The sequence below is a fragment of the Nitratireductor sp. J20-h4 genome (genome assembly GCF_056780505.1).
Map to the genome: position 1 here is coordinate 962,334 of NZ_CM165557.1, position 25,472 is coordinate 987,805.

The following is a 25,472-nucleotide window of genomic DNA, read 5'->3' on the forward strand; positions in this document are numbered from 1 at the left end:
CCTGATCGTCTCGGGAGCCAAATCGCCGCATGCCACGGCGATTGGCAGAACTGATCGGCGGGTCTATGTGATTGATGATGGTGTTCTGGCTTTTCCTCGCGTTGCTGACGATCGCCGCCTCGCTCGCGGTCCTGTTGCCGCTCGCCCGCCGGCCGCGAACCCATGTGCCGGCCGCCGCTCACGATCTTGAAGTTTACCGAGACCAGCTTGCCGAGATTGGCCGCGACAGACAACGCGGTCTGATCGGCGAGGCCGAGGCCGAGGAAGCACGCGCCGAGATCGGCCGCAGGATGATCAAGCTCGACGCCGCCGGCACTGCGGGCGGCCCGCGCGCTTCCCGGCTGGTGCCGGTCGTGACCGCCTGCGCGGTGCTCGGCGTTCCGCTGCTGAGCTGGGGCGTGTACGCCACGATCGGCTCGCCCGATCTGCCGGCCCAGCCGCTCGCCCAGCGCCTGGAAAAGGATCCCCGCGACAACACTCTCGACGAGTTGGTGGCGCGGGCCGAAAACCACATTCGCGCCAATCCCGAGGACGGTCGGGGCTGGAACGTTCTGGCGCCGATCTATCTGCGCATGAATCGTCCCGCCGATGCCGTCATCGCCTATCGCAATGCGATCCGGCTGCTTGGCAGCGACCCGGCCCGTGAAACCGGCCTCGGCGAGGCGCTTTTTGCCGAAGCCGGCGGCATCGTCACCAACGAGGCGGCGGATGCGTTCCGTCGCGCCGTCGCGGCGGGCGGAGACAACAATCCCAAGGCGCGGTTCTATCTTGCAACGGCGCTGGCCCAGGAGGGCCGGCTGGAGGACGCGGTGGCGGATCTGACGGCGCTGATGGGCGATTTGCCGCAAGCCTCGCCCTGGCGTGGCGTGGTCGGCGAGGCGCTGGCGCGCGCGCAGGCCGGGCTCGACGCCCCCGTTGCCGGTGGCCCGTCCCGGGACGATGTGGAGGCGGCGGCGCAGATGAACGCCGCGGATCGCACCGCCATGATCGAGACCATGGTCGCGAACCTGGATCAGCGCCTGCGCGATAATCCCGCCGACGCTGAGGGCTGGCGCCGGCTCGTGCGCTCCTACAGCGTGCTCGGCCGCAAGGGCGACGCACGTCAAGCCCTCGAACGCGGTCTCAAGGCCCTGGGGCCTGACAGCGAGGCCGGACAAAAATTGCGCGACTTTGCCGGAACCCTCGGCCTCGGCGCGGTGGAGTGAGCATGACACGCAAGCAAAAGAGACTGTCGATCATCGCCGGCGCGCTGGGATTCCTCGGCGCGGCGACGGCGCTGACCTTTTACGCACTCGGGCAAAAGACCTCCTATTTCTATATGCCCGCCGACATCGCGGAGGCTGCGGTGCCGCCCGGCCAGCGCGTACGCCTCGGCGGCCTGGTCGAGGACGGTTCGGTGGTGCGCGGCCAGGGCAGCCGCATCACCTTCGCCGTTTCCGATACCGAAAACCGGGTGCCGGTTGTTTATGTCGGCCTGCTGCCGGACCTTTTTCGCGAAGGGCAGGGCGTGGTCACCGAAGGCACGTTCGATGCCGGCGGCACATTCGTGGCCGACAGCGTTCTGGCCAAGCACGACGAAAACTACATGCCGAAGGAAGTCGCCGACAGCCTGAAGGAACAGGGCGTCTGGCAGCACGCCCAGGAGTAGCGCCATGATGATCGAGACCGGACATTTCGCCCTCGTGCTGGCATTCGCGCTGTCGCTGGTCCAGGTGGCGCTGCCGCTTCTGGGCGCACGCACCGGCGATGCCCGCTTGATGGCTGTCGGCCGGCCGGTCGCCATCACCTGTTTCGCGATGACGGGTCTGGCTTTCGCGGTGCTGGTCTCGGCCTACATGGTGTCGGATTTTTCCGTCGTCAACGTGTTCGAGAACTCGCATTCGCAAAAGCCGATGCTCTACAAGATCACCGGCACATGGGGCAATCACGAGGGCTCGATGCTGTTGTGGGTGCTGATCCTGACGCTGTTCGGCGCTCTCGTCGCCGCGTTCGGGCGCAATCTGCCCGCGACCCTGCAGGCCACCGTGCTGTCGGTCCAGGGCATGGTCGGCGTGGCGTTCTTTCTGTTTATTCTGATGACCTCGAACCCCTTCGCCCGGCTCAATCCGGCGCCGATCGAGGGGCGCGATCTCAACCCGATCCTGCAGGATGTCGGGCTCGCCATCCACCCGCCGCTGCTTTATCTGGGCTATGTCGGCTTTTCGGTCTGTTTTTCCTTCGCCGTCGCCGCGCTGATCGAGGGGCGTATCGACGCGGCCTGGGCGCGCTGGGTGCGGCCGTGGACGCTGGTCGCCTGGATCTTTCTGACCGGCGGTATCGCCATGGGCTCGTTCTGGGCCTATTACGAGCTCGGCTGGGGCGGTTTCTGGTTCTGGGACCCGGTCGAGAACGCCTCCTTCATGCCATGGCTGGCCGGCACGGCGCTGCTGCATTCGGCGATCGTGATGGAAAAACGCGGCGCGCTGAAGATCTGGACGCTGCTTCTGTCCATTCTCGCCTTTTCGCTGTCCTTGCTCGGCACTTTCCTGGTGCGATCGGGCGTGCTGACCTCCGTGCACGCCTTTGCCAGCGATCCGAGCCGCGGTGTTTTCATCCTGGCGATCCTGGTCTTTTTCATCGGCGGGGCGCTGGCGCTGTTTGCCTGGCGTTCGCAGTCGCTCGCCCCGGGCGGGCTTTTTCATCCGATTTCGCGCGAGGGCGCGCTGGTGCTCAACAATCTGTTTTTGAGCACGGCCACCGCGACGGTGCTGGTCGGAACGCTCTACCCGCTCGCCATCGAGGCCGTGACCGGCGACAAGATCTCGGTCGGCGAACCGTTCTTCAACTTGACCTTCGGCCCGGTCTTTGCCGTGCTTCTTGTTGCCGTGCCGTTCGGCCCGCTCATGGCGTGGAAGCGCGGCGACCTGTTTGCCGCGGCGCAGCGCCTGACGGTGGCGTTCGCGCTCGCCGCGCTCGCCGGCATTCTGGCGTTGCTGTTTCTCGATCGGAACGCGGCGCTGGCCGCGCTCGGCATCGGCCTTGCCTTCTGGCTGATCTTTGGCGCTTTGACCGACCTGGCCCTGCGGGCCGGCGTTGGCAAGGTGACGCCCAAGACGGCGCTGCGCCGGCTCGCCGGCCTGCCGCGCTCGGCCCACGGCACGGCGCTCGCCCATCTCGGTCTCGGCCTGTCGACGCTCGGCGTGGTCGCCGTCGTCACCCTGCAGACCGAGACGATCCTGACCATGAAGCCCGGCGAAACCGTCGACGTGGCCGGTTATACGCTGCGCTTCGAGGCGCTGAACCCGCATCGCGGACCGAACTACACCGAGGACCAGGGCGTGTTTCCCGTTTTCGACGCCGACGGCGACCGCATCGCCACCATCGTATCGTCAAAGCGGCTTTACACGGCGCGACGGATGCCGACCACGGAGGCCGGTATCGAGACGCTGGGCCTGAGCCAGCTCTACATCTCGCTCGGCGACGAAACCGACGATGGCGGCGTCGTGGTGCGCGTCTGGTGGAAACCGCTGGTGACGCTGATCTGGCTTGGCGCGCTGGTGATGATGATCGGCGGAACGCTGTCGCTGGCCGACCGGCGGCTGCGCGTCGGGGCGCCGGCGCGCCCCAAGAAGGCCGGCCAAGCCGCGGCGGCCACGTGAAGCCGGCCGCGCGCCATCTGGCTGCCGGGCTGTGCCTGCTGGCGTGGGCATGGGCGGTGCCCGGCCTGGCCGTCGAGCCGGACGAGGTGCTGGACGACCCGGCACTGGAGGAACGCGCGCGCGGTCTGTCGGCGAATCTGCGCTGCCTGGTGTGCCAGAACCAGTCGATCGACGATTCGAACGCCGAGCTTGCCAGGGACCTTCGGGTCCTGGTGCGCGAGCGTCTGGTTGCCGGCGACAGCGATGAGGAGGTGATCGACTTCGTGGTCGCGCGTTATGGTGAGTTCGTCCTGCTCAGGCCGCGCTTCAGCCTGCGCAACGCGGCCTTGTGGGCGACACCGGTGGTGCTGCTTGCCCTTGGCGGCGTTTTCCTTCTCGTCAGCGGCCGTGCAAGGCGGGCGGGGCCGCTTCCGCTGAGCGCGGAGGAGCAGAAAAAACTCGACGAAATCTTGCGAGAGCCGCGCGACACGAACTGAGGCGCCGCGGCGATCCGTCAGAACAAAGGGGATTGCCATGAAGGAAACGATCGTGCGCGTGGATTTCGAGGGCCATTCCGGCGCCAAGCTGTCGGCGCGCCTCGATACGCCCAACGGGCCGGTACGCGCTTATGCGCTGTTTGCCCATTGTTTCACCTGTTCCAAGGATCTGGTGGCGGTACGCCGCCTTGCCTCCGAACTGGCGCGCTCCGGCGTGGCGGTGCTGCGTTTCGACTTCACCGGGCTGGGCTCGTCGGAGGGCGAGTTCGCCTCGACCGATTTTTCCTCCAATGTCGCTGATATTCTGTCGGCGGCGGCCTTTCTGCGCGAGCGCTACGAGGCGCCGTCGCTGCTGATCGGCCATTCGCTCGGTGGCGCGGCGGTTCTGGCCGTGGCCAAGGATTTGCCCGAGGCCAAGGCCGTGGTCACCATCGGGGCGCCCGCCGACACCGGCCACGTGCTCAAGAATTTCGGTGCCAGCCTGTCGGAAATCGAGGCCAAGGGCGAAGCCGAGGTCACGCTGGCCGGTCGCAGCTTCCGCATCGGCAAGAAATTCGTCGACGACGTGCGCTCGACCCGTCTGACGGACGCGATCGCACGTATGAAAAAGCCCTTGCTCGTGCTCCATTCGCCTGTCGATGCCGTCGTCGGCATCGAAAATGCCACGACGATCTTCACCAGCGCCAAGCACCCCAAGAGCTTCGTGTCGCTCGACAAGGCCGACCATCTGCTGACCAATCCCGACGATGCCCAGTTCGCCGCCCAGGTGATCGTCGGCTGGGCCGGCCGCTATCTGCGCCGCGACACGCCCCAGGGCATGGAGAATGTCGAGCATGTGCGGGTGACGGAAACCGGCGCCGGCAAGTTCCAGAACGCCGTCCAGGCCGGCCGTCACCGCCTTTTCGCCGACGAGCCCGAAAGCGTCGGCGGCCTGGACACCGGTCCATCCCCCTATGATTTCCTGTCGATGGCGCTGGGCGCCTGCACGTCGATGACGCTGCGCATGTATGCCGATTTCAAGAAGCTCGATCTCGGCCCGGTCAGCGTCGACGTTTCCCACGCCAAGATCCATGCCCGCGACTGCGAGGAATGCAGCGACGAGGAGCGCTCCAACGGCGGCAAGATCGACCGCTTCGAACGGGTGATCACCGTCGATGGCGGGGTGCCCGAGGCGCTCGCCGGCAAGATCGAGGAGATCGCCAACAAATGTCCCGTCCACCGCACGCTGGAGGCGCGCGCCAAGGTCAGGACCGTCATCCGCACGGACGCATGACGGAGTAAGGACGAGGCGCGGTCGGCATGGGAGAGCCCGCCGACAACATTACCAAAATTTCATGCGCCGGAAATGGTGCCGTAATGTGCTGCCAACTACCTCTCGGGTCCGACATAGTTCATCGTGAACGTCGATCCGAAAGGAAACAGCAGATCATGACTTCACCGCAAACCACCGCATCCCGAACCAGCAAGCGGCTCCTGGCCGCCGTCGCCTCCGTCGCGGTCGCATCGGCGGTCGGCTTCACCGCCGTCGCCTCGGGCACCCAGCCCGTCCTGGCCGAGGCGGTCAGGGTCGACGCGCCCGCCGCCCCGGGTTTCGCCGATATTGTCGAGCGCGTGTCCCCGGCCGTCGTCAGCGTCCGCGTCAAGGCGAAGCTGCAGCCTGCGAACGATCGCGGCTCGGGCTCGTTTTTCGGCGGGCCGGGCTTCGACGACCTGCCGGACGGTCACCCGCTGAAGCGTTTCTTCCGCGAGTTCCGCGGCGATCGTTTCTTCGGACCGGGTCCGCGCGGCGGCCGCCCCGAAGGCCGCGGACGCGCCCGACCCGTTTCGCAGGGGTCCGGTTTCTTCATCAGCGAGGACGGCTATCTTGTCACGAACAACCATGTCGTCGACGGCGGTTCCGAATTCACCGTGATGATGGATGACGGCTCGGAAATCGACGCGACGCTGATTGGCACCGATCCGCGCACCGACCTGGCCGTGCTCAAGGTCGCCGAGGAGCGCAAGTTCACCTATGTCGCCTTTGCCGACGACGCCAAGGTGCGGGTCGGCGACTGGGTGGTGGCCGTCGGCAACCCGTTCGGCCTTGGCGGCACCGTGACCGCCGGCATCGTCTCGGCGCGCGGCCGCGACATCGGCGCGGGTCCCTATGACGACTTCATCCAGATCGACGCCGCGGTCAATCGCGGCAATTCCGGCGGCCCGGCCTTCAACCTGAACGGCGAGGTGGTCGGCATCAACACCGCCATCTTCTCGCCGTCGGGCGGCAATGTCGGCATCGCCTTCGCCATTCCCGCCTCGATCGCCAAAGAGGTGGTCAAGGAACTGATCGAGGACGGCACGGTCGAACGCGGCTGGCTCGGCGTCCAGATCCAGCCGGTGACCGACGACATCGCCGAATCGCTCGGCCTGGCCGAAAACGAGGGCGCGCTGGTGACCGAACCGCAATCGGACGGCCCCGCCTTTGCCGCCGGTATCAAGCCGGGCGACGTGATTGTCGAGGTCGACGGCACGGACGTTGCCTCGCCGCGCGAACTCGCCCGCCTGATCGGCGCCATGACGCCGGGCACCAAGACCGAGATCACGGTGTGGCGCAATGGCGAGACCCAGAAGATCGCGGTTGAACTGGCCGAGATGCCGGGCGTGGAAAAGCAGGCCGCCCTGCAGACCGACCAGCAATCCGAGGGCGACCTGCTGGAGAATTTCGGTCTGACGGTTACTGCCGCGGACAGCGGCGAGGGCGTGGTCGTGACCGCGGTCGAGCCGGGCAGCGCGGCCGCCGATCGCGGCATCCGCTCCGGCGATATCGTGGTGGCGGTGAATTCGGTGCCGGTCGACAGCGCCGGCGCCGTCGAAAAGGCGGTCGCGGAAGCCTCGCGCGCCGGACGCAAGGCGGTGCTGTTCCAGTTGCAGCGCGACGACACCAACCGCTTCGTCGCCCTGCCGGTCGCCCGCGGCTGATCGCGCATGACAGGCCGGGCGTTCGGGCTTTTGCCGGAATGCCCGCCCGCAATGGTCGACGGCACCGGGCCGCCTTGCCGCGGCCCGGTGCACGTTGCCTGACTTGTGTCGTATAAGGCCGCCATGAAGATTCTGCTGATCGAGGACGACCGCGAGGCGGCCGATTATCTTGAGCGCGCCTTGAACGAGGCCGGGCACACCGCGCACGTGGCCGGTGACGGCGAGACCGGCTTCACGCTCGCCGACGGCGGCGACTACGACGTGCTGATCGTCGACCGCATGCTGCCGCGCCGCGATGGGCTGTCGGTGGTGGCCGGTCTGAGAGCGCGGGGGCAACGCACGCCGGTCCTGATCCTGTCCGCGCTCGGCGAGGTCGACGACCGGGTGACGGGCCTGAAGGCGGGCGGCGACGATTATCTCACCAAGCCGTTCGCCATGTCGGAGCTTCTGGCCCGCATCGAGGTGCTCAACCGGCGCGCCGGCTCCGGCGACGTGGAGACCGTTTACCGGGCCGGCGACCTCGAACTCGACCGGCTGTCGCACACGGTGCGCCGCGCCGGCCGCGAGATTACACTGCAGCCGCGCGAGTTTCGGTTGCTCGAATATCTGATGCGTCACGCCGGCCAGGTGGTGACCCGCACGATGCTCCTGGAAAATGTCTGGGACTATCATTTCGATCCCCAGACCAATGTCATCGACGTGCACGTGTCGCGCCTGCGCGGCAAGATCGAGAAGGGTTTCGACAAGCCGCTCCTGCACACCGTGCGTGGCGCCGGCTACATGCTGAAGGCCGGCTGATGATGCGGCTGCCGGCCATCATGAAGACGACGGCCGCCCGGCTTTCCGCGCTCTACCTGCTCCTGTTCGGTGCCTGCGCGGTGCTCCTGGTCATCTACATGACCTCGATTTCCGTGCGCATCATCGCCGCGCAGAACCAGGAAACCATCCAGGAGGAGGCGCGCAATCTTGTGCGCGCCTACGAGCGCGGCGGCATTCCCCGGCTTGTGCGTGTCGTCGAACAGCGCGCGCGCCAGCCCGGCGCCAATCTCTATCTGATCGCGGATCCCAATGGCCGCATCCTGTCGGGCAATGTCGAAAGTCTTCAGCCGGGTGTGCTCGAACTGGAAGGCTGGACCCAGCGCCCCTTCGCCTACGAGCGCTATGGCGATACCGGACTTGGCCAGCGCGCGCCGGCGCCCGAGGCCGCGCGCGGAGGCTTGCCGCATACAGCCATGGCGCTGGTCATCCGCCTGCCCAACCGCATGATCCTGCTTGTCGGCCGCGACCTCGGCGAGCCGGAGCGTTTCCGCCGAGTGGTCCAGCGTGCGCTGATCCTGGCGCTCGCCTTCATGGGCATCGGCGCCTTTCTGATCTGGTTTTTCGTCGGCCGCGCCGCGCTGCGCCGCATCGATTCGATTTCCGCGGCGAGCCAGCGCATCATGGGCGGCGATCTTTCCGGCCGGCTTCCCGTCAGCGGGGCAGGGGACGAATTCGACCGGCTTTCCGCCAATCTCAACGCCATGCTGACGCGCATCTCGGCCCTCAACGAGGGGCTGAAGCAAGTGTCCGACAATATCGCCCACGACCTGAAGACGCCGCTGACCAGGCTGCGCCAGCGCGCCGAATCCGCCCTTGCCGGCTCCAAGGACGAGGCCGCGCTGCGCGAGGCGCTGGAGGCGGCGATCGCGGAATCCGACCAGCTGATCCGCACCTTCAACGCCATCTTGATGATTTCGCGGCTGGAGGCCGGCTATTCGGCCGAATCGACCGACAGGATCGATCTCGCCGGCATCATCGCCGACGTGGCCGAACTCTACGAGCCGGTCGCCGAGGAGCGCGGCGTCACTCTCGAAACGCGGATCGCCAAGCCGCAAACCGTGATGGCCAACCGCGAGCTCGTCGCCCAGGCCTTGTCAAACGTTGTCGACAACGCGATCAAGTACTGTGCGGGACACGCCGCGGCGCCGGCCGTGTCGATCGCGCTGGACAAGGCGGACGGGGAGGTGCGCATCGTGATCGCAGACAACGGGCCGGGCATTCCCGCCGAGGACCGTGAGCGCGCCACCGAGCGGTTCGTGCGGCTCGAGGCAAGCCGCACCCAGCCGGGCTCAGGCCTCGGGCTGAGCCTGGCCCGCGCGGTCATGACCTTTCATCGCGGGCGCCTCGAGCTTGCCGACGCTGGTCCCGGCCTGCAGGTCGCGATGGTCTTTCACGGCACGGGGGCGGCATCGTGAGCGCCGCTGCGAACGAACCGATCGACGGCCGCGCCTGGTTCGGCGCGCCGGCGCGCGCGATCAACGCACCGTCGGCCGAAGAGGCGGCCGAGCAGCTCGAAGCGCTCGGCGACTGCGCGCGCGAGGCCGATCTGCCGCGACTGGCCGCGCTTGCCGGCTCCGACACGCCGCTCGCCGCCTTTCTGGCTGGGGTCTTTGCCCTGTCGCCCTATCTGCGCGATGTCGCCCGGCGCGAGCCGGCGATCCTGGAGCGCCTGTTCGACCAGGCTGCGGATGCAAGGCTGGAGACCCTGTTCGGCGAGATCGACAACGTCGCGCGCGGCGACGGGGCGACCGAGGCCAGCCTGATGGCGGCATTGCGCCGGCTGAAGGCCGAGGCGCATTTCCTGATCGCGTTGTGCGACATAGCCGGCGCCTGCGACACCCGCGCCACCGTGATGCGGTTGAGCCGCCTGGCCGACGTGGCGATTGGCGCGGCGGTCCGCTTCCTGCTGCGCGAGGCGCACGACAAGGGCAAGCTCGCTTTGCCCGATCCGGACGATCCCGAAACCGGCTCGGGTTGGATCCTGCTTGGGATGGGCAAGCTCGGCGCGCACGAACTCAACTTCTCCTCCGACATCGATCTGATCGCCTTTTTCGATCCCGAGGCGCCGGCGATCGGCGACCCTTATGAGGCGACCGACCTGTTTTCGCGGCTGACCCGGCGGCTGGTGCGCATCCTGCAGGACCGCACCGAGCATGGTTACGTCTTCCGCACCGATCTGCGCCTGCGCCCCGATCCCGGCTCGACCCCGCTCGCCATCCCGGTCGAAGCCGCGCTCAACTATTACGAAAGCCGCGGGCAGAACTGGGAGCGCGCGGCCATGATCAAGGCGCGGCCGGTCGCCGGCGACCGCCAGGTGGGCGAGCGCGTGTTCAAGGAACTGACGCCCTATGTCTGGCGCAAATATATGGATTACGCCGCGATCGCCGACGTCCATTCGATCAAGCGCCAGATCCACGCCCACAAGGGCCATGGCGAGATCGCCGTGCGCGGCCACAACGTCAAGCTCGGCCGGGGCGGCATCCGCGAGATCGAGTTCTTCGTCCAGACCCAGCAACTGATCGCCGGCGGCCGGTTCCCCGAACTGCGCGGACGCGAGACCGTGGCGATGCTCGCCTGCCTGTCCGATCGCGGCTGGATATCGGGCGAGGCGCGCGACACGCTGTCGGCGCGCTACTGGTTCCTGCGCGACATCGAACATGCGCTGCAGATGATGACCGACGAACAGACCCACACACTGCCGGAAGACGACGACGGGCTCGAACGGGTGGCGCTGCTGCGCGGTTTCGCCTCCGCCGACGATTTCTCGAGCGCGTTTCGGGCCGCGCTCAAGGATGTCGAAGACCACTATGCCGCGCTGTTTGAAAGCGCGCCGCAGCTTTCCAGCGGCGTCGGCAATCTCGTCTTCACCGGCGACGTCGACGATCCCGGCACCCTGGAAACGCTGAGCAATCTGGGCTTCGAGCGGCCGAGCGACATTTGCCGCGTGATCCGCACCTGGCATTTCGGCCGCTACCGCGCCACCCAGTCGGCCGAGGCGCGCGAACGGCTTACCGAGCTGACGCCGGCGTTGCTGGAGGCCTTCGGCGCCACCAAGCGGGCCGACGAGGCGATCCTGCGCTTCGACGAGTTCATGCGCGGCCTGCCGGCCGGCATTCAGCTTTTCTCGCTGCTGCAGTCCAATCCCGGCCTGCTGCGGCTGCTTGCCACCATCATGGGCGCCGCGCCACGCCTGGCCGCCATCATCACCCGCCGTCCGCACGTCTTCGACGGCCTGCTCGATCCCGGCCTGTTGTCGGAACTGCCCAACAAGGCCTATCTCGCGGCCAGGCTCGAGGCTTTCCTGCACGGCGCCGTCGCCTACGAGGAGACGCTCGACCGGTTGCGCATTTTCGCAGCCGAACAGAAATTCCTGATCGGCATGCGGCTTTTGACCGGCGCGATCGACGCCACCCGTGCCGGCAAGGCGTTTTCCGATCTCGCCGATCTGACGATCGGGGCCGCGCTCGACGCGGTTTCGGCCGAGTTCGCGACCCGGCACGGCACGGTTTCCGGCGGCCGCGTCGCCATACTGGGCATGGGCAAGCTCGGCAGCCGCGAACTGACCGCTGGGTCGGACGTCGATCTGATCCTGCTTTACGACCATGACGAGAAGGCCGAGGAGTCCTCCGGCGCTAGGCCGCTCGCGCCGTCGCACTATTTCGCCCGCTTCACGCAACGGCTGATCGCCGCGGTCTCGGCGCCGACGGCCGAGGGCGTGCTCTACGAGCTCGATCTGCGCCTGCGGCCGTCCGGCAACAAGGGGCCGGTGGCCACTCATATCGACGCGTTCCGCAACTATCAGCGCAAGGACGCCTGGACCTGGGAGCGCATGGCGCTAACCCGCGCGCGCGTCGTGGCCGGCGATGCCGCATTCGGCGAAGCGGTCGCCGCAGAGGTCGAGACGCTGCTCGCGATGCCGAGCGAACGGCGCAAGGTGTTTGCGGACGCGCGCGAGATGCGCGCCCTGATCGAGGAGGAAAAGCCGCCGCGCGGCCTGTGGGACCTGAAACTCGTTCCCGGCGGTCTGATCGATCTCGAATTCATCGCCCAGACGGCCGTGCTGACCGGCGGGTTGGCCGGAGACGGTGCCCGCACGACCGCGACCGCTGACCTGCTCGCCCGCCTTGGACCGGAGTTCTGCGCGCCGCAAATGCGCGACGAACTGGTCGAGGCGTTCGCCCTGTTCATGGGGCTGACCCAGGTGGCGCGGCTTTGCCTGACCGGCGAGGTCGACCCGGACGACCTGCCGCCCGGGCTCGCCGATCTGATGCTGCGCAACACCGACCTGCCCAGCCTCAAAGTACTGGAAGCGCATATCGAAGAAACGTCTCGGCGCGTTCGCACCCATTTCGACGCGCTGTTTCGTGGGACGCATGGCTGATCGATGGGATGCCTGGCCATGCCCCGACAGCAACGGGGGCGACCACCGAAAGGAGAAAACGATGAAGACCAGAACCAATGCGGCGATGACTTTTCTGGCCCTGGCCGGGCTGCTCGGCGCCGCCACGGCTCAGGTCCAGGCCCAGGACGACGACATGCGCCAGGGCTGGAACGGCGGCCACGGCATGCGCCTGGAACAGGCTGACGCCGACCAGAGCGGCGACCTCACCTTCGAGGAATATGCCGCCACGATCGATGCCAGGCTGGCCAATGCCGATGCTGACGGCGACGGCCGGATGACGGTCGGCGAGATCGCCGACGAGATCGTGCGCATCCGCGCCGAACGCCAGGCGCGGCGCCTGATCCGGCGTTTCGACGTCGATGGCGACGGCGCCTTGACGGCCGACGAAATCGACAGCCGTCAACGCAAGATGTTCGCGCTTCTCGACCGCAACGACGACGGCGTCATCGACCGTTCGGAGATGCCCAGGCGCGGCAAGCACCACCATCGCCGGCACCGCCCGGAATAGTCAAAGCAAAATGCCCGGGTGCCCCCCTCGGCGCCCGGGCATTGCCGCGGCCCCCGCCGCCGGCGACATCACGCCGCCATCTTCAATTCCGCGACCGGTATGCGCACCGATACGATCGTGCCCCGGCCCTGGGTCGATTTGATCTTCAGAGACCCGCCATGCATCTCGGTCAGCGAGCGCGAGATCGCCAGGCCGAGCCCCGAGCCGCGATGGCTCTTGGAGAACTGGTTTTCGACCTGTTCGAAGGGACGCCCGAGCTTTTTCAGCGCGTCGCGCGGGATGCCGCAGCCATTGTCCTCGATCGACAGCACCAGTGCGCCGCCGGCCTTGCGCGCCCGCACGCTGATGCGCCCGCCCTGTCCGGTGAATTTCACCGCGTTCGACAACAGGTTGAGCGCGATCTGCTTGACGGCCCTGCGGTCGGCCTGGAGCGTGGTGGCCTGGGCGATATTGGTCTCGATCTCGATCGCCTTTTCCGACGCCTGGACCGAAATCACCCGTACCGCCTCCGCCATCAACGCGGCAAGCTCGATTTCCTCGCGCTGCAGCGAGAACTGCCCGGCCTCGATCTTGGACATGTCCAAGATGTCGTTGATGACGCCGAGCAGGTAGTTGCCGCTGGCGTGAATGTCGCGGGTATATTCTTCGTAGCGTTCCGAGCCGAGCGGTCCGAACAGGCTCGACTGCATCAGTTCCGAAAAGCCGATGATGGCGTTGAGCGGCGTGCGCAGCTCGTGCGACATGTTGGCCAGAAATTCCGATTTCGCCCGGTTGGCGGCCTCGGCGCGCTCGGTTTCGCGCATATATTTCCGGTTGAGGTCGACCAGTTCACGGGCGCGCTCTTCCTCCGCGCGCCGGGCCAGGCTCAGATCGTGGATCGTCGCCATCAGCCGGCGCTCGCTTTCCACCAGCTTCTCCTGGTGCAGCTTCAACTGCGTGATGTCGGCGCCGACCGACACCGTGCCGCCGTCCTTGGTGGGCAGTTGGTTGACCTGCAGCCAGCGCCCGTCGGCCAGTTGGCGTTCGAAGGTCGCGCCGCCGCCGCGGCCCTGCGGGCTCACCAGTTTGCGCTCGAAGGCGTAGCCGTTCATGCTCGCTTCGAGGTTGGCCCGCGACGTGCCCGACACAACCTGCGAGGCGGACAGGCCCATCTGCTCCTGGAACTTGGTGTTGCACATCACCAGCCGGTCGTTCAGGTCCCACAGCACGAAGGATTCGGATATGCTTTCGATCGCGGTGCGCAGCCGCATGTCGGCCTGTTCGGACTGGCGCGCCAGATTGTGCTGCTCGGTGACGTCGACGGCGATGCCGATCAGGTGGACTTCGGACGAATCGGGATCGATGACCTGGGCCCTGGCCCGCATCCACACCCAATGCCCCTTGGCGTGACGCATGCGGAAGATCTGGTCGATCTGGTCGATTTCGCGCGAGACGATGCGGTTGGCAAGCCCGAACAGATCGCCGTCGTCGGCGTGGATGATCCCGGCGACGTCGCCGAAGGACAGCATGTCCTCGCACGGCTCGTAGCCGAGCATGTCGTACATCGAGCGAGACCAGTACATCTTGCCGCGGCCCATGTCCCAGTCCCACAGCCCGCAGCGTCCGCGCACCAGTGCCAGGTCGATGCGCTGGTGCGCCTCGTTGTAGATGCGGTCGGCGGCCTGGGCGCGGGCGGCCTGGCTGAAATAGGCGTAGAGCACGACGATCAGCACGCCCGATGTGATCACGAACAAGGTGACGTTGAGCGACACGGCGCGGCGCCATTCGGCCAGCATCCTGTCGCGCGGCAACAGCGCGGCCGTGGCGCCGCGATTGTCGTCAAGCAGCCGGACGGTGGCCAGCCATGGTTCGCCCCCGATCGTCACCGCCATCACGCCGGCCCGCTCGCCGAACAGAAACAGCGGCTGTCCGGCCGAAATCAGCTCTTCCAGCGACTTGCCGGTCCATGACAGCAATTCGGGCGTCGCCGCCACCACCTGGAAGCGCCCGTCGGTAATCAGCAACGCGTGCTGGTTGCGCAGCGCCGCGAGCGGCGCCGAGCGCTCCAGGAAGACCTGGCTCACACCGTGCGGCTGCGGATCGTGGTGCGACGCCTCGATGGCACTGGCGATCTGCGCAGCGCCAAGGCCGAGCATCATGCGTGCGCTGCGCTCGATATCTTCGCGCCACGACATCAGCGAGGTCGCCCGCGCAGCCGCCACGATGACGAGAAAGACGATGATCAGGGTGGGGATCGAACGACGCAGATAGGGTTCGGCGGCGATCAGCCGTTCATAGGCGGGTGCCGCGATGATGCGCGCGTTACCCGAAAGCCCGCGCATCGGTCGACGGCGCCCCGTTCGCCGCACAAAAATATCCGCCTCGGGCGCGCCGCGCGCGTCCGCCTTCGCCATAGGCTTCTCGCCTCTCGATTTCCCCGAAAAGATCCGGCTACGCCGCACGCCCGAATCGCCATTAAAGAATCAAACGCGATTCGCCTTGTCCAGTGCCGGGAGGCGAAATTCGTAAAATTTTAAGGTTTTGCGGGCAGCCGTCCGCGTGCTCAGGCCAGCGTTCGCTCGACAATGTCGCGCAGATCCACCGACAGGCCGTCGGCCGAGACCATGCGCAGCAGCGCTTCGCGCGCCACCGCCTTGCGGTCCGGTTCCAGCGACCGCCAGGACCGCAGTGCCGTTGCCAGCCGGGCCGCGACCTGCGGGTTTTTGCGATCGACCGCAAGGACGATGTCGCCAAAGAAGCGGTAGCCTTCGCCGTCGGCGCGATGAAACCCGGTCTGGTTGGCGCTGGAAAAGGTTCCAACCAGGGCGCGCAGCCGATTGGGGTTGGCGATCGAGAACGCCGGGTGATCGACGAGCGCACGCACCGCCTCGAGGGTCTCGGGTCCGGGCGCCGCCGCCTGAATCTGGAACCATTTGTCGAGCACCAGCGGGTCGTTGCGATATCTGCGCTCGAACCCGGCCAGCGCCGCCGTCGTTTCCGCCGCGCCGGCGTGGCGGTTGACGAGCACCGCGAGCGCGGCCGCACGGTCGGTCATGTTGGTCGCCCCGGCATAGTGGCGTGCCGCCCGTGTCGCGTCGTGCGACCCCGCTGCCAGATAGTCGAGCAGCACGTTCTTCAGGGCCCTGCGTCCCGCGCTGTCGGCGTCGGGGCTGAACGGTCCGGTGTCCGACATCGCCGCGTGCAGCGTCTCGAAGCTGGCCCGGTGCGCTTTGGCGATCGCGCGCACCAGCAGGGTCCGCGCGGTCAGGATCGCGTCGGGGTCGATATTGCTGCCCATCTCGCGGGCAATGTCGGCTTCGCTCGGCAGGGTAAGCGCCAGCGCCCGGTAGGCCGGTTCCAGTGCGTCGTCCGCGGCGAAGTCGCCGCACAGCGCGACGAGGTCGTCGGGCATGGCGGCGTCGCGGCCGCCGCGAATATGGCGCGCGCCGCGGATCAGCGTATCGATCAGCAGGCCGTTGAGCGCCTGCCAGCGGCCATAGGGGTCGCCGTCGTGGCGTGCCAGGAACAGCCGGTCGGCGCGCTTTTCCTCGACCGACAGTGTCACCGGCGCGGAAAAGCCCCGATTGAGGGACAGCCGCGGCCGTTTCGCGATCCCCTGGAACCGCAGCCGGTGCTTGCGTTTGCGCAGGTGGATGACGCCGTCCCTGACGGTTGCGCCCTCGACATGCTCCCAGCCCATGTCCTTGCCGTCCGGACCGACCAGGCCGAAGGCCAGCGGAATATGCATGATGCGCTTGCGGCTTTCGCCCGGCGTTGGCGGAACCGACTGCTCGATCTCCAGCACCAGTTCCTTGTCGGCGGCCGAATAGCTGGCCTTGGCGGTCACGTTGGGCGTGCCGGCCTGCTGGTACCACAGGAAGAACTGCGACAGGTCCTGGCCGGAGGCGTCCTCGAACGCCTTGACGAAATCCTCAACCGTCGCCGCTTCGCCGTCATGACGCTCGAAATAGAGATCCATGCCTTGCCGGAACGCGTCCGCGCCGAGCACGGTGCGGATCATGCGCACCACTTCAGACCCTTTTTCGTAGACGGTCGCGGTGTAGAAATTGTTGATCTCGCGATAGCGGCGCGGGCGCACCGGATGGGCCAGCGGACCCTGATCCTCGGGAAACTGGTGTCCTTTCAGGAGCCGGACCTCGGCGATCCGCTTGACTGCGCGCGAGCGCTGGTCGGCGGAAAATTCGTGGTCGCGATAGACGGTCAGCCCCTCTTTCAGGCAAAGCTGGAACCAGTCGCGGCAGGTGATCCGGTTTCCGGTCCAGTTGTGAAAATATTCATGCGCGATGATCGCCTCGATATTGGCGAAGTCGGCGTCGGTGGCGGTGTCTTCGTCGGCAAGCACATATTTGTCGTTGAAGATGTTGAGCCCCTTGTTTTCCATCGCGCCCATGTTGAAGTCCGAGACGGCGACGATGTTGAACACGTCGAGATCGTATTCGCGTCCGAATGCCGTTTCGTCCCAGATCATCGAGCGTTTCAGCGCGTCCATGGCGTAGGCGGTACGGTCCTGTTTGCCGTGCTCGACACAGATGCCGAGTTCGACCGTCCGGCCCGAACGGGTAACGAAGCGGTCCTTCACCACGGCAAGGTCGCCGGCGACCAGCGCAAACAGGTAGGAGGGCTTGGGAAAAGGGTCGTGCCAGACGGCGAAATGCCGGCCATCGGGCAGGGCGCCGGTTTCGCCCGGATTGCCGTTGGACAGCAACAGTGGCGCCGACCGCCGATCCGCCTCGATGCGCACCGTGTAGACCGACAGGATGTCGGGCCGGTCGAGGAAATAGGTGATGCGGCGGAAACCTTCGGCCTCGCACTGGGTGCAATAGACGCCTTTGGAGCGGTAAAGCCCCATCAGCGCATCGTTGCTGGCCGGCGCAAGCCGGGTTGTGACGGTGAGCGTGAAGCTGCGGGCCGCAGGCAGCGCATGCAGGCTCAGCCGGTCGGGCGAAACCGTGTGGCCGTCCTCGGCGACCGGCTTGCCGTCGATCTCCAGCGAGACCAGTTCGAGCCCGTCGCCTTCCAGTACCAGGGGGGATTTTTCCGCCCGCGCCCCGGCGCGCCGTTCGATCGTCAGCGTGGCGATCACAATCGTCTGTTCGGGATCGAGCCGGAACGTCAGGTTGGTCGTCGGAATGAGATAGTCGGAAGGTTTATAGTCCTCGAGCTTGAAAACCTGACCGCTGTCCGAACGCATGCGCCGACCTTTCCCTGGGATGCGCCACGACCGTTGCCGGATTCGGCCGGACGTGGCACAACAAATTCGTTCATCTGCCCTTTACACGACACGGCGGCTCGACAAAACTGAGGCGTGGCTTATCCCGCCATCGTTCTCCAAATCAACGATCGGACTGTGACATGACGGTGTTGACGCCGAAATTCGGAATGGGCGCTTCGGTCCTGCGCGTCGAGGACGCCGCCTTCATCACTGGCAAGGGCCGGTATACCGACGACATCGCGCCCGAGGGCGCCTTGCATGGTTATGTGCTGCGCTCGCCGATGGCCAATGCCGGCTTCACCATGGGCGCAACGGACGCTGCCAAGGCCGCGCCCGGCGTGCACCTTGTGCTGACGGGCGCCGATGTCGCCCATCTCAACCCGCTGAAATCGCCGGCCATGCAGCGCCAGCCCGACGGCACGCGCGCGCCGACCCGCGATATTCCGATCCTATGTACGGACCAGGTGCGCTATGTCGGCGACGCGATCGCCTTCGTCGTCGCCGAAAGCCGGGCCCAGGCCCAGGACGCCGCCGAGCTGATCGATGTCACCTATGAGGACCGGCCGGCGATCGCCGCGACCGCCGGCGCCCTTAACGCCGACGCGCCGCTGGTGTGGCCCGAGGCGGGGTCCAACAAATCCTTCGAATATCTGCTCGGCGAGCGCGAAAAGGCCGACGCCGCCTTCGCCGCGGCAACGCGCTTTGCCCGCATTGCCTTCCACAACAACCGGCTGGTCTGCAACTATATGGAGCCGCGCGCCGCGATCGGCGAATGGCGCGCCGACGAGGACCGTTTCGTGCTGACCACCGGCTCGCAGGGCGTGCATTCCATGCGCCGCATCATCGCCGAGCAGGTGTTCGCCATGCCAGCGGAAAAGCTGCGGGTAGTGACGCCCGACGTTGGCGGCGGCTTCGGCCCCAAAACCTTCGTCTATCGCGAATATCCGCTGGTGCTGGAAGCGGCCAAGCGTCTCGGCCGCCCGGTCAAGTGGACCGGCGACCGCGCGGAGCATTTCATGACCGACGCGCAGGGGCGCGACAATCAGGTCGAGGCGGAAATGGCCATGGACGACGACGGCCGTTTCCTCGGCCTTCGGGTTGCCATCGTCGCCAATATGGGCGCCTACAATTCCCAGTACGGGCCGTTCATCCCGTTTGTCGGCGCCACCATGTCGACCGGCGTCTACGATATTCAGGCGCTCGACGTTTCGATCACCGGCGTGTTCACCAACACCTGCCCGGTCGACGCCTATCGCGGCGCCGGACGGCCGGAAGCCGCCTTCTTGTTGGAAAAGCTGGTCGACGAGTGCGCGCGCGAGATGGGACTGGCGCCTGACGAGATCAGGCGCCGCAACTTCATCCGCCCGGAGCAGTTTCCCTATCGCACCCAGACCGGGCGTCTTTACGATGTCGGCGAGTTCGAGGGCCATATGAACCAGGCGCTGGAGCGGGCCGACTGGACCGGCTTTTCCGAGCGCGCGGCCCATTCGCGCGCCCGCGGCCGGCTGCGCGGCATCGGCATGGCGACCTATATCGAAGCCTGCGCCTTTGCCGGCTCCGAGCCCGCCCATGTCGAGTTGAACGGCGACGGCACGGTGACGCTCAGGATCGGCACCCAGTCGAACGGGCAGGGTCACGCCACCGCCTATGCGCAGTTCGTGTCGGAAAAGCTCGATCTGCCGATCGACCGCATCACGGTGCATCAGGGCGACACCGACGCGCTTGCCGCCGGCGGCGGCACCGGGGGGTCGCGCTCGATCCCGCTTGGCGGGGTGTCGGCCGCGCGCGCCGGCGAGGATCTTGCCGGCAAGATCCGCAAGATCGCCGCCGACGAGCTCGAGGCGGCCGCCGCCGACATCGAACTCGTCGATGGCACGGCGCGTATCGTCGGCACCGACCGGTCGATGGATTTCGCCGCGATCGCCAAGGCGGCCAGCAAGCCCGAGGATCTGAAGGGCATGGGCGAATTCGTTCAGGACGAGGCCACCTATCCGAACGGCACCCATATCTGCGAACTCGAAATCGAGCCGCAGACCGGCGACGTCGAAATCCTGGCCTACACCATCGTTGACGATTTTGGCGCCACGGTGAACCCGATCCTGCTCGCCGGCCAGGTCCATGGCGGCGTGGTCCAGGGCGCGGGCCAGGCCCTGGTCGAAGACACCGTCTATGCCGAGGACGGCCAGCTCATTACCGCGAGCTTCATGGACTACGCGATGCCGCGCGCCGACGACGTGCCGTCCTTTTCCTTCGAGACCCGCAACGTGCCGTCGACCACCAACGCGCTCGGCATCAAGGGGGCGGGCGAGGCCGGCACGATCGGCGCCACGCCGGCCGTGATGAACGCCGTCACCGATGCGCTCTATCGCGGATACGGCATTCGCCACATCGACATGCCGGCGACGCCATCGCGGATCTGGCGGGCGATCAGGGACGCTGCCACGGCGTGAGCCCGCCGCCGGACGACGACGACCGAAGACCGCTCACCGGGATCGCGCTCAAGGTCGCCGCGGTCTGCGCCTTCGTCGCCATGTCGACCTTCATCAAGGCGTCGGGCGAGGTGCCGCCCGGCCAGATCGTGTTCTTCCGCTCGCTGTTCGCCGTCATCCCGGTGGTGGCGGTGATGGCCTTCCGCCGGGAACTCGCCGTCGCCTTCCGCACCAGCCGGCCGCTGAGCCATGTCGCGCGCGGCGTCGTCGGCGTCGTCGCCATGGGGCTCGGATTTTTCGCCTTGACGCGACTGCCGCTGCCGGAATGGATCGCCATCAATTATGCCCAGCCGCTGATCGTGGTCATGCTGAGCGCGCTGGTCTTTGGCGAAACGGTGCGCATCTTCCGTTGGAGCGCGGTCGTGGTCGGGCTGATCGGGGTTACCATCATCTCCTGGCCCAAGCTGACGCTGTTGTCGTCGGGCGCCGAACTCGGCCGCGGCGAGGCGCTGGGGGTTCTGGCCGCCCTTGTCGGCGCGGCGGTCTCGGCGGTCGCCATGCTGCTGGTTCGCCGGCTGGTCAAGACGGAGAGGTCGCCGACGATCGTGTTCTGGTTTTCCGTCACCGCCACCGTCGCCGGGCTGCTGACGCTGCCGTTCGGCTGGGCGGCGCTGGCCCCGCTGCAGGCGGTGCTGCTGGTCATGGCGGGACTGTGCGGCGGCATCGGCCAGATCCTGATGACGGAAAGCTATCGCCATGCCGACATGTCGACCATCGCCCCGTTCGAATACACCTCCATGCTGCTCGGCATCGCCATCGGCTATACCGTGTTCGGCGACGTTCCCACAATTCACGTCATCATCGGCGGAACGATCGTCGTCGGGGCGGGCCTGTTCATCATCTGGCGCGAGCACCGGCTCGGCCTCGAACGCGGCGCTGCCCGCCGGGTGACCCCGCCGCAGGGCTGAGTACGTCAAGAGGCCGGGCCGTTCGTCCACTCGGCGGCAAGCGCGCGCAGGATTTCGCCGGAGCACGCATCGGCGGGAAAAAACGATTCGATCGCCAGTTCCGACAACGATACGTCGAGCGGCGTGCCGAAGACGGTGATCGTCGAAATCAGCGACAGCACCTTTTCGCCGATCTTAAGCCTCAGCGGTACCGCCACCAGCGGACCGTCCGGCTGATGCCGTCTCGGCCGTTCGCGCGCGGGCGCCGGATAGCCGCGCAGTTCGTGTTCCAGCGTCGCCAGCCCGGCATCGGCCACGGTTTCGTTGAGGCGGCGCAGGCGTTCCAGAAGGTGGTCACGCCATTCGACGAGATTGACGATCCGCGGCGCGAGCCCGTCTGGATGCAGGCTGAGCCGCAGCACGTTGACGGGTGGCTCCAAGAGAGCGGGATCGGCAACGGCCTGTAGAAACGGCGCAATCGCCCGGTTGGCCTTGACCAGGTTCCAGTGGCGATCGACGGCGATCGCGGGGGACGGTTCATGACCTTTCAGCACCTGCTCGACGGCGGCCATTGCCTGGCCGAGCGAGGGATCGTCGAGCGGCCGCTCGGTGAAACCCGGCGCATAGCCGGCGGCCAGCAAGATGCGGTTGCGCGCGCGCAGCGGCACCTCCAGCCGCTCGGCCAGATGCAGCACCATGTCGCGCGAGGGCGTGGCGCGACCGCTTTCCACGAAACTCAGATGGCGCTGCGATATCTCGGCCTCGAGCGCGAGGTCGAGCTGGCTCATCCGCCTGCGGGTGCGCCATTCGCGGATTAGGCCGCCGGCGGTGGAGGAGGGGTTCGTGCTCATAAATGATTGATAACCGAGCCCGGCGCGCATTCCCATTACCTTGCGGGTAATCGCCAGCGTCGCGATCCGGCGTCATGGTTCGCTCCAGTCGGACGCAACCGCCACCGTAGGCCGCGACGCCGACCAAGACGGATCGAGGAGATTTACCATGACTGCCACCGTCACGCCCTTCCTGCGCAATGCGCTTTATCTGGACGCTGTCGTCAGCGGCGCGGCCGCCGTGTTGATGGCGGGCGGCGCGGGGCCGCTGTCGCCGTTGCTCGGCCTGCCGCAGCCTTTGCTGTTATGGGCCGGACTGGTGCTGTTTCCATTCGTCGCCATGCTGGTTTTTGCGGCCCGCAGGGAGCGGATCGCACGCCTTCTCATGATCGACATCGTCGCCCTCAACGCGCTGTGGGTCGCGGCGAGCTTCGGCATGCTGGTCGCCGGACTGGTCGAACCCAACCTGCTCGGCATCACCTTCGTTGTCGCCCAGGCGCTCGCCGTTGCCGGTTTCGCCGGGCTGCAGGCGGTGGCTCTGCGCGCGGCCGCGGCGCAAGGCGCCTGATAGCGGCCCGGTGTCCAGGCGTGGATCGGAGGGAAAAGCCGATGGTGCACCACGATGCGCGACGCTGGATCGACCACGTGCTCGCCGGCTCGCCGGTCGCACGCGGGATCGGTCTGCGGTTCACGACGATCGAGCCGGACCGGATCGTCGCCACGCTTCCCTTCGGACCCGACCGGGTAACCCTCGACGATCTTGTCCATGGCGGCGTCATCGCCACGCTGATCGACATTGCCGGCGCGGCCGCGTCCGCGTCGGGGATCGGCGACGGTGTTGCCGGCGGCGCCACCGCGACCATGAGCATCGCCTATCTCGCGCCGGCGCGCGGTTGCGACCTCACGGCCGAGGCGGTCGTGATTCAGCGCGGGCGCATGCAGACCGTGACCGATGTCTCGGTGCGCGACCCGCGCGGGCGGGCGATTGCCAAGGGCATTGTCACAAGTCGCCTCTTCTTGCGCAAGAAAGCTGCGGGCTGAGAGGCTCGGCCTGTATCAGAACCCGACGGCGGCCAGCAGGACGCTGCCGCTCATGAACACGATGATCAGCGATCCGGGCGTCCACAGGGCCGCGCGGATGTCGTGGATCTGGCCGGTGGCATAGGCGGCGAAATGTAGGAGCCGTGTGACGACATAGCCGTAGAACAGGACCTGCGCCAGCCAGAGCGGCGGCATTGTCAACGTGTAGAGAAAGCCGGCGGCGAGGAAGAACGGCACGTTTTCCAGATCGTTCATCTGGATGCGCCGGATACGCTCGACGCGTTCGTTGGGCCGGAGTTGCCCGGGATCGGGCCGGGGGTTGAGCCGGGTCGGCTTGAGATCTTCCGGCGCGCGCAGCCCGGCATTTTCCTGCATCATGCGCGCGACCGTCAGCCACGACATCGCCACGACCTTCAGGATCATCAGGCTTGCCGCGATCGCATAGGCGGCAAGGACGGGCTCAGACAGCGACAGGGATTGCATTTTTTCCTCCGGATGCGCGGCCGCACCGGGACGGCTGGCCGTCAGGCGCCGTCCTCAAGCTCCCGCAATTTCAGCTTCAGGGCCAGAAAATCCCGCCATGCCAGGCGCTTGTGGGCCGGATTGCGCAAGAGATAGGCCGGATGCAGCGTCGGCATCGCCGGGATCTCGCGTCCCGAGGCGGTCGTGTGGCTGCGCCATGTGCCGCGCATGCGCAAGATGCCTTCCTGGGTGCGCAGCAGCGCCTTGGCCGACGGGCCGCCGAGCGTGACGAGCACTTTCGGCGCGGCGAGTTCGATCTGGCGTTCGATGAACGGCCGGCAGATCTCCGTCTCCAGCGGCGTCGGCGTGCGGTTGCCGGGCGGGCGCCAGGGGATCACGTTGGCGATATAGGCCTTGCCGCGGTCGAGGCCGATCGCGGCCAGCATGCGGTCGAGCAGCTTGCCCGAGCGCCCCACGAAAGGCAGGCCCTGAATATCCTCGTCGCGTCCCGGCGCCTCGCCGACAAACATCACCTCGGCGGCCGGGTCGCCGTCGGAAAAGGCCAGGTTCTTGGCGGTGAATCTCAGGTTGCAGCCGTCGAAATCGGCCAGCAGCGCCCGCAGCTCCTCCAGCGAGCCGGCGTTGCGCGCAAGCTCGCGGGCCCGTTCGGCCTGGCGCTCGTCGGGGATGGCCGCCGCCATGTCCGGGCTGGCCGGCGGGCGCGGCGCCGCCGGGTCCGAGCGCGCGGGCGCCGCCGGCCGCGAGGGCGCCGGCGCGTTGCGGTCCCTGCCGGCGGTTTCGGCCGGCTGCGCGTGCGCCGTCCGTTTCGGGGCCAGGCGGTTGACGGGCGCGTCCTCCAGCGCCTCGTCGGCGCCGCTGTCGGCATAAAAGAAAAGCAGTTCGCGCAGGTCGCTCACGCCGTCACCTTGTTCTTGGTCTTTGATCAGTAGAGCTTTCGCGCCGCGATGAAAACGGCCTGCATTGTCTCATGACAGGGGGATGCGTGGATCCTGGACCAGAAAGAAGGTCAGTTTCGGGGTAAAATCCGAAATCAGGAAGCCGAAATCGGTCTGTTTGCCGGGATCGACGGTGCCTTCTGTGAAAAGCAGCCGGTCATAGGGTTCGAAATCGCGCTGGTGGCGGGAAAAACCGCCGGAAAACACGCCTTCCTGCCCGACCTGGCGCTGGTTGAAGGACAGGCCGTCGCCAAACACGCTCGGCTGGCCGAGCGTTTCTTGAAGCTCGAACTCGAATTCGTGCCAGGCAAGTCCGCTGGCGTTGCGCGCCACCACGACCAGTCTGAGAAACCCGTTGGCGAACTTGCCGTCGAAACTGTAGAGCCGGATCGGCGCTTCGGCCCGGATCACCAGCGTCACCGGGCTGGCCGAATAGAACTCCTGCGTCAGCACGACCGGGTCGTCGCGTGTGCCGACGCCGCTGGCCGACAGGATCGTGAAGCCGCCCAGCTCGTCGGAAAAGGAATAGGCGCCGGCGCGCCAGCGTTTGCCGTCTTCCGCCGCGGCGGGCAACGCCAGGGCGGTCAGCCACAAGAGGGCGGCAAGCCGACGAACCAGTCGCATGGCCGCGCGCCGTTCGCGTGCCGTTTCCATCGCGAAAGTATGCCCGACTTTGCGGCCCGGACAAGGCGGGGTCGCAGTCTGGGTATTTTTTTGACGTTTACGTTAAGGTAATTAAATAGACGCGCAAAACAGCGGCGCTGTGTCGCCATCACGGTTTCTTTCGTTCGCGC

The 25,472-nt window shown here is 66.9% G+C and carries 20 protein-coding genes; 14 read left to right on the forward strand and 6 right to left on the reverse strand.

Features of this window, described 5'->3' with window-relative positions; all coding sequences use genetic code 11:
* Positions 1-77: 77 nt before the first annotated feature.
* The 10 genes from ccmI to ACT2B0_RS04735 all read left to right on the forward strand — a co-directional run bounded on the left by ccmI (position 78) and on the right by ACT2B0_RS04735 (position 12,801).
* A complete protein-coding gene (gene ccmI / locus ACT2B0_RS04690) occupies positions 78-1,205 on the forward strand; it encodes a c-type cytochrome biogenesis protein CcmI (RefSeq protein ID WP_473465785.1) in 1,128 nt (375 codons plus the stop codon).
* A 2-nt stretch (positions 1,206-1,207) separates the two neighbouring features.
* Positions 1,208-1,648, forward strand: coding sequence for a cytochrome c maturation protein CcmE (gene ccmE, locus ACT2B0_RS04695; RefSeq protein ID WP_348289682.1), 441 nt, complete (start codon positions 1,208-1,210; stop codon positions 1,646-1,648).
* 7 nt (positions 1,649-1,655) lie between these two features.
* Positions 1,656-3,638 carry a heme lyase CcmF/NrfE family subunit gene (locus ACT2B0_RS04700; RefSeq protein WP_473465787.1) on the forward strand — a complete coding sequence of 661 codons (1,983 nt, stop codon included), beginning with the start codon at positions 1,656-1,658 and terminating at the stop codon, positions 3,636-3,638.
* Positions 3,635-4,114: a cytochrome c-type biogenesis protein gene (locus ACT2B0_RS04705; RefSeq protein WP_348289676.1), complete on the forward strand. Its 480-nt coding sequence runs from the start codon at positions 3,635-3,637 to the stop codon at positions 4,112-4,114. Before ACT2B0_RS04700 ends, ACT2B0_RS04705 begins: the two co-directional genes overlap by 4 nt.
* Before the next feature lie 37 nt (positions 4,115-4,151).
* Positions 4,152-5,387 carry a bifunctional alpha/beta hydrolase/OsmC family protein gene (locus ACT2B0_RS04710; RefSeq protein WP_473461961.1) on the forward strand — a complete coding sequence of 412 codons (1,236 nt, stop codon included), beginning with the start codon at positions 4,152-4,154 and terminating at the stop codon, positions 5,385-5,387.
* 155 nt (positions 5,388-5,542) lie between these two features.
* Positions 5,543-7,072 (forward strand): Do family serine endopeptidase, encoded by a 1,530-nt coding sequence (locus ACT2B0_RS04715; protein WP_348289671.1) that lies wholly within the window; start codon positions 5,543-5,545, stop codon positions 7,070-7,072.
* A gap of 123 nt (positions 7,073-7,195) precedes the next feature.
* Positions 7,196-7,870: a response regulator transcription factor gene (locus ACT2B0_RS04720; RefSeq protein WP_348289668.1), complete on the forward strand. Its 675-nt coding sequence runs from the start codon at positions 7,196-7,198 to the stop codon at positions 7,868-7,870.
* Positions 7,870-9,306 (forward strand): sensor histidine kinase, encoded by a 1,437-nt coding sequence (locus ACT2B0_RS04725; RefSeq protein ID WP_473461964.1) that lies wholly within the window; start codon positions 7,870-7,872, stop codon positions 9,304-9,306. The genes ACT2B0_RS04720 and ACT2B0_RS04725 overlap by 1 nt, the downstream gene beginning before the upstream one ends.
* Positions 9,303-12,272 carry a bifunctional [glutamine synthetase] adenylyltransferase/[glutamine synthetase]-adenylyl-L-tyrosine phosphorylase gene (locus ACT2B0_RS04730; RefSeq protein WP_473461967.1) on the forward strand — a complete coding sequence of 990 codons (2,970 nt, stop codon included), beginning with the start codon at positions 9,303-9,305 and terminating at the stop codon, positions 12,270-12,272. Before ACT2B0_RS04725 ends, ACT2B0_RS04730 begins: the two co-directional genes overlap by 4 nt.
* Before the next feature lie 61 nt (positions 12,273-12,333).
* Positions 12,334-12,801, forward strand: coding sequence for an EF-hand domain-containing protein (locus ACT2B0_RS04735; protein ID WP_473461969.1), 468 nt, complete (start codon positions 12,334-12,336; stop codon positions 12,799-12,801).
* A gap of 68 nt (positions 12,802-12,869) precedes the next feature.
* Here ACT2B0_RS04735 and ACT2B0_RS04740 read toward each other — a convergent pair whose 3' ends face one another.
* Together ACT2B0_RS04740 and pepN are read right to left on the reverse strand one after the other, a co-directional pair.
* Positions 12,870-15,194, reverse strand: a complete 2,325-nt coding sequence (locus ACT2B0_RS04740; RefSeq protein ID WP_348289658.1) for a PAS domain-containing sensor histidine kinase — start codon at positions 15,192-15,194, stop codon at positions 12,870-12,872.
* A gap of 149 nt (positions 15,195-15,343) precedes the next feature.
* On the reverse strand, positions 15,344-17,992 hold the full coding sequence (gene pepN / locus ACT2B0_RS04745; protein WP_473461971.1) for an aminopeptidase N: 2,649 nt from the start codon (positions 17,990-17,992) through the stop codon (positions 15,344-15,346).
* Positions 17,993-18,153: 161 nt separating this feature from the next.
* Between pepN and ACT2B0_RS04750 the strand changes: the two genes are divergently transcribed.
* Together ACT2B0_RS04750 and ACT2B0_RS04755 are read left to right on the forward strand one after the other, a co-directional pair.
* Positions 18,154-20,463: a xanthine dehydrogenase family protein molybdopterin-binding subunit gene (locus tag ACT2B0_RS04750; protein WP_473461973.1), complete on the forward strand. Its 2,310-nt coding sequence runs from the start codon at positions 18,154-18,156 to the stop codon at positions 20,461-20,463.
* The gene (locus ACT2B0_RS04755) at positions 20,460-21,410 is read left to right on the forward strand and encodes a DMT family transporter (RefSeq protein WP_348289650.1); all 951 of its coding nucleotides are present in this window, start codon (positions 20,460-20,462) and stop codon (positions 21,408-21,410) included. Before ACT2B0_RS04750 ends, ACT2B0_RS04755 begins: the two co-directional genes overlap by 4 nt.
* Before the next feature lie 5 nt (positions 21,411-21,415).
* Here the strand turns inward: ACT2B0_RS04755 and ACT2B0_RS04760 are convergent, their stop codons facing one another.
* Positions 21,416-22,240 carry a helix-turn-helix domain-containing protein gene (locus ACT2B0_RS04760; RefSeq protein ID WP_473461977.1) on the reverse strand — a complete coding sequence of 275 codons (825 nt, stop codon included), beginning with the start codon at positions 22,238-22,240 and terminating at the stop codon, positions 21,416-21,418.
* A gap of 148 nt (positions 22,241-22,388) precedes the next feature.
* Between ACT2B0_RS04760 and ACT2B0_RS04765 the strand changes: the two genes are divergently transcribed.
* Both ACT2B0_RS04765 and ACT2B0_RS04770 read left to right on the forward strand, forming a co-directional pair.
* Positions 22,389-22,787 carry a hypothetical protein gene (locus ACT2B0_RS04765; RefSeq protein WP_473461979.1) on the forward strand — a complete coding sequence of 133 codons (399 nt, stop codon included), beginning with the start codon at positions 22,389-22,391 and terminating at the stop codon, positions 22,785-22,787.
* 41 nt (positions 22,788-22,828) lie between these two features.
* Positions 22,829-23,260 carry a PaaI family thioesterase gene (locus ACT2B0_RS04770; protein WP_473461982.1) on the forward strand — a complete coding sequence of 144 codons (432 nt, stop codon included), beginning with the start codon at positions 22,829-22,831 and terminating at the stop codon, positions 23,258-23,260.
* 15 nt (positions 23,261-23,275) lie between these two features.
* Here the strand turns inward: ACT2B0_RS04770 and ACT2B0_RS04775 are convergent, their stop codons facing one another.
* From ACT2B0_RS04775 to ACT2B0_RS04785, 3 genes are all read right to left on the reverse strand, one after another.
* On the reverse strand, positions 23,276-23,743 hold the full coding sequence (locus ACT2B0_RS04775) for an MAPEG family protein (RefSeq protein ID WP_473461983.1): 468 nt from the start codon (positions 23,741-23,743) through the stop codon (positions 23,276-23,278).
* A 41-nt stretch (positions 23,744-23,784) separates the two neighbouring features.
* Entirely contained in the window at positions 23,785-24,639 is an 855-nt protein-coding gene (locus ACT2B0_RS04780) for a uracil-DNA glycosylase (RefSeq protein ID WP_473461985.1), read from the reverse strand.
* A 69-nt stretch (positions 24,640-24,708) separates the two neighbouring features.
* Positions 24,709-25,302, reverse strand: coding sequence for a hypothetical protein (locus ACT2B0_RS04785; RefSeq protein ID WP_473461987.1), 594 nt, complete (start codon positions 25,300-25,302; stop codon positions 24,709-24,711).
* Positions 25,303-25,472: the final 170 nt, after the last annotated feature.